We start from the raw sequence: 4142 nt of genomic DNA, 5'->3' as shown, positions 1-4142 counted from the left end.
ACATTGTTGAACGGCCTCTTTGGCTTCTTCTCGGGGAGGGTCGATCAATGCGGCTAAGCCTAGGAAAGTCATCTGTGACTCAAGCGTTTCCTGATCGAAAGTGTCGCCGTCATTTAAGTTCTTCATAGCGAAAGCGAGTACTCGGTAGCCTTGTGTCGCAAGGTCTTCTGCAATATCTAGCCAGAGATCACGATCAAACTGCTGCACTTCTGCGGCTTGGGTAAAAGCTTGGCTACAGCAGGAAAGTACTGCTTCAGGTGCCCCTTTCGTATAAGAAATTAAGGGTGTGTGGGGTTCACCCATTAGCTTGTGTACAGTAGTCATACGCTTTCGGTTAGAGTCAAAGGCACACTCGGCAACGCGCGGAAGCGATTTCTCAAGTTCTGTTTTTAGGAAGCCAGCTTGGGCTGCGCAGTTGAACAAGGCTAGCTCTGTCGGTTCGCCACTAGACTGCTCTATCTCGCGACTAACCCTGACATCATTGTTGAGCGAGAGCACATGTGCAAGGTGCGAGCTTTGAGCCAAACTGTTCAGGGCGTAAGGTTTGCTTTCAGGTGTAATTAGCTTGTCTACGTGCATTTTGTTCTGAGTGAGAGTGCCGGTTTTATCAGAGCAGATGTAGCTAACCGAGCCTAAGGTCTCGACAGAAGGTAGGTTACGCATCAAGGCATTAATCTTGATCATTTTTGCTGCCCCTAAGGCTAAGGCAATACTTACAACAGCAGGTAGGGCTTCGGGAATGGCTGCCACAGCTAGGCTAATACCGGTTAGCAGCATTAATAACCAGGGTTCACCCCGAATAAGGCCAAGGACAATCACAACCAGGCATATAAACACAATACTGATAGCGAGACGCTTACTGAATAGGGCTAGCCTATTCTGGAGTGGCGTATGGCTCTGTTTAGCGCTTTTTAGCAATGAGGCTATTTTCCCCAGCTCGGTTTCCATGCCTGTGGCAGTGACAATGCATTGAGCTGAGCCCCTGTTGATCTGAGTGCCTTTGAATAGCATATTGCTGCGCTCAGCGAGCAAGGTATCTTCGTGTTCAAGTGCTTCGACACGTTTATCAACACCAAGAGATTCACCTGTCAGTGATGATTCATCACACTCAATATCCTTGCCCTCGACAAGGCGAACATCGGCAGGCACTACGTTGCCGGCCTCCAGGCTAATAATATCGCCAGGGACGAGTTGCGTGCTGGAAATAGTCTGCCATTTGCTATCGCGTAAAGTCAGCGTCTCGAGTGTCGCCATGGCTCTAAGAGAAGCCATCGCTTTTTCAGCCCGGAATTCTTGAAAAGCGCCCAATATTGCATTGAGGCCAATAATACAAAGGATAATAAGTGTATCCACGGCTTCACCGACTAGACCGGAAATCGCCGCCGCGCAGAGTAGCACCATAATCATTACATCCTGAAACTGAGCCATGATCACCTTCCACCAAGGGCGGGTGTTGGCCTGTTCCAGAATATTTTCTCCCTGTGTAGTTAAACGTTCCTGCGCTTCTTGTTTACTTAGGCCCTTTTCTATTATTGAATTCAGAGCTTCTGCGCATTCTTCAGTATTTAAGGTGTGCCACTTTGTTGACATAGATTCTAATCCTGTGGTCAGATTCTTTCTTCATAAGAATGATCTAATCATAAAATGATTTCTAGTGAATGACGATATTCAGTATTCACCAATCTTGATGCGGGTCACTTAAGAGCTCGAATCTAAAAGCTCTTTTTATAATTCAAGCCAGCCTTCGAGGCTTTGTCGTAAAAAGGGGAAGTGCTTGCGAAAGCGATTAAAGGTTTTGGGGCTTGGTGCCCTGTGTTTGTCGTCTGTGACCTTGCTGAGTGCTTGTTCTTCAGTTAGTTATTATTCACATTTGTTAAATGGCCAAACCTCTCTTTTGTGGAATCGAGAGCCTGTTGAGACACTGCTAGCGGATGATGAAACCTCTGAGGAGCTTCGAAAGCGTCTGATTTTATCTCAAGCGCTTAGAGATTTTGCCAGCAAGGAACTCAATCTACCAGTCGATGACGCATATACCAGTTATACAGACTTAGGCCGACGCTATGCGGTTTGGAATGTCTATGCTGCGTCTGAACTGTCTTTGGATGCTTATACTTGGTGCTACCCAATACTTGGGTGTTTGGCCTATAGAGGCTATTACGATCAATCTATGGCCAAAGCTGAAGCCTTGAGACTTGAAAAACAAGGCTTTGAAACTCGAGTGGGGGGCGTGCGGGCTTATTCTACCTTAGGTTTTTTTGACGACCCATTGTTAAGTAGTTTCATATTTACGGATGAAGTATATCTGGTCGAGTTGTTGATACATGAGATTTCTCATCGCAAGCTCTATATAAAAAATGATACTAAATTTAACGAAAACTTCGCTACGGCTGTTGGTACGATTGGCGCTGAGCTTTGGTATAAGAACCAAAGTCAAACACATAAATATCAAGAATATCAGCAAGCAAAAGCAGAGCAAAAGAAGTTAATGAGCTTTGTTTTGAGCTACAAAGATAAACTTCATGATGTCTACCAGGACGACTCATGGAGCGTAGAAAAAAAACGTAAAGAGAAAGATAAGCTGCTGAAGGAAATGAAACTCTCCTTTCAATCTCTAAAGCAGAAGCATGCTTGGGATAGTCGCTATGACCGCTGGGTGAATGAACTTAACAATGCCGGTTTTTCAACCTTATCGAACTATCAGGACTTGGTGCCAGGTTTTATCGCTTTATACCACAGGCTTGGTGAGGATTGGGATGCTTTTTATCAGGAGGTTGAGCGCTTGTCTGAACTTGATAAGTCACAGCGGCATGCGCATTTGAAGTCCTTAAGTGAAGCGATTGGAGAGCATCAATAAATGACACAGAATATTGTTTTGGCACTGGTGATAATTATCTCTCTCTGGGCGCATGTCTGGCTGTATTTATGGATGAAATTCAAAATGGACGAAGGTGTTATTACTCGCTGTCTAAAAGATGCCTCGGTAGACATGCAGAGTGACAGTATTGCTAAGCAAGTCGAGATGAGCGTCGAGCGAGTTGAGAAAGTTTGCCTCCGCAGCAAAGAGATTCAGGTAGGTGAGGGGCACGAGAAAATTATCTCACTATCAGTCACTGGAATTTAAGCAATAATTCCGTTTCGACTTAAGTGTTCGTCCAGGGTAGTGTGGTGAGGGATAGCCTTGCCTGATACCCAGTTAGCTGCTGCTTGCTCTCCAGTTAATGCTAAGACCTTTTGCTCTTTATCCCACTCGTCATTTGAAGCGCTCTTTAGATAAGCGAGTACGTCGTTGTTAGGGGTCTTCAAGCAAGACTTGATTACCAGTCCAGTAATTTCTTCGTATGTGCCTGGGCCACATTGGCCTGTGTTCGTTATAGCGCGGGTTGCCCCTATAAGGTAGAAAGCGCAGGCTTTTCTCAACCAAGCATACTTTTCGCCATGTATATCTCCATAGCGCTTTTTTAGGGGTAGAAGCTGCATACCTGCAAAAACTTGTGCTTCTTTGAGGATAGCCATTTTGTCCTCATATTTCACACTGGCTGAAGCATTTCCTACTAAAGGTTTACGCTCGTCAGTTTGTGTCATTTTTTTAGTATGGTTGAGAGGAGGGTAATCACGATAGAGTGAGCGAATTCTTACGAAGGTGATGATGAAAAGCAAAAAAACAAAGACTTCTGCCAAGTGGATAAGTGCGCTCATGAGTTTCTTCCTTGTAACTATAGATAAGCACTGGGCTCTATCATTCTGAAGACAGTCGGTTCTCGTTTGCATCATACAGACGCACGTAGTGTTAGAAAACAACTCTTTATTCTATAGAGACTGCGCTATCGAATACATAAAACCCTTATATATTTTTGAGAAGTGTGAGGTATTGCTTTTCTAGAGTGTAAAAAATTGCAATAAGTTCACGGTTTCCAGTATTCAAAATGTTTGTCATGGAATGAAAAGTGTATAATCTTCATTCTTAAATTTAATATATTTTTCATGTGCTTACGTGTCAGGTCAGCTTCGTAAAGCCTTTCCGCAACGCAGGGTTTACTGTATAGATGACGTATTATGAAGAAACAAGACATCAGTAGTAACAATAGATCGGGTGAGAGCCAGGTATCAGTGAAGCCAGAACCGGTGGATGAAAGCTGGGCGCT

The 4142-nt window shown here is 44.3% G+C and carries 5 protein-coding genes; 2 read left to right on the top strand and 3 right to left on the bottom strand.

Annotated elements, in window-relative coordinates; genetic code table 11:
* On the bottom strand, positions 1-1590 hold a 1590-nt coding region (locus A3763_RS12900), incomplete at its 3' end, for an HAD-IC family P-type ATPase (RefSeq protein ID WP_156495078.1).
* Between the two features lie 184 nt (positions 1591-1774).
* Between A3763_RS12900 and A3763_RS12895 the strand changes: the two genes are divergently transcribed.
* Positions 1775-2854 (top strand): aminopeptidase, encoded by a 1080-nt coding sequence (locus A3763_RS12895; protein WP_068554289.1) that lies wholly within the window; start codon positions 1775-1777, stop codon positions 2852-2854.
* Positions 2855-3121, top strand: coding sequence for a hypothetical protein (locus A3763_RS12890; RefSeq protein WP_068507777.1), 267 nt, complete (start codon positions 2855-2857; stop codon positions 3119-3121).
* Here A3763_RS12890 and A3763_RS12885 read toward each other — a convergent pair.
* Both A3763_RS12885 and A3763_RS29625 read right to left on the bottom strand, forming a co-directional pair.
* Entirely contained in the window at positions 3118-3696 is a 579-nt protein-coding gene (locus tag A3763_RS12885) for a hypothetical protein (protein WP_068507775.1), read from the bottom strand. The genes A3763_RS12890 and A3763_RS12885 overlap by 4 nt on opposite strands.
* A gap of 206 nt (positions 3697-3902) precedes the next feature.
* A partial coding sequence (locus A3763_RS29625; RefSeq protein ID WP_231872192.1) for a hypothetical protein occupies positions 3903-4142 on the bottom strand: 240 nt, incomplete at its 5' end.

It is taken from the genome of Oleiphilus sp. HI0128, from assembly GCF_001635365.1.
The sequence above is the reverse complement of the archived record's forward strand: the minus strand, read 5'-3'. Positions and strand labels throughout refer to the sequence as shown.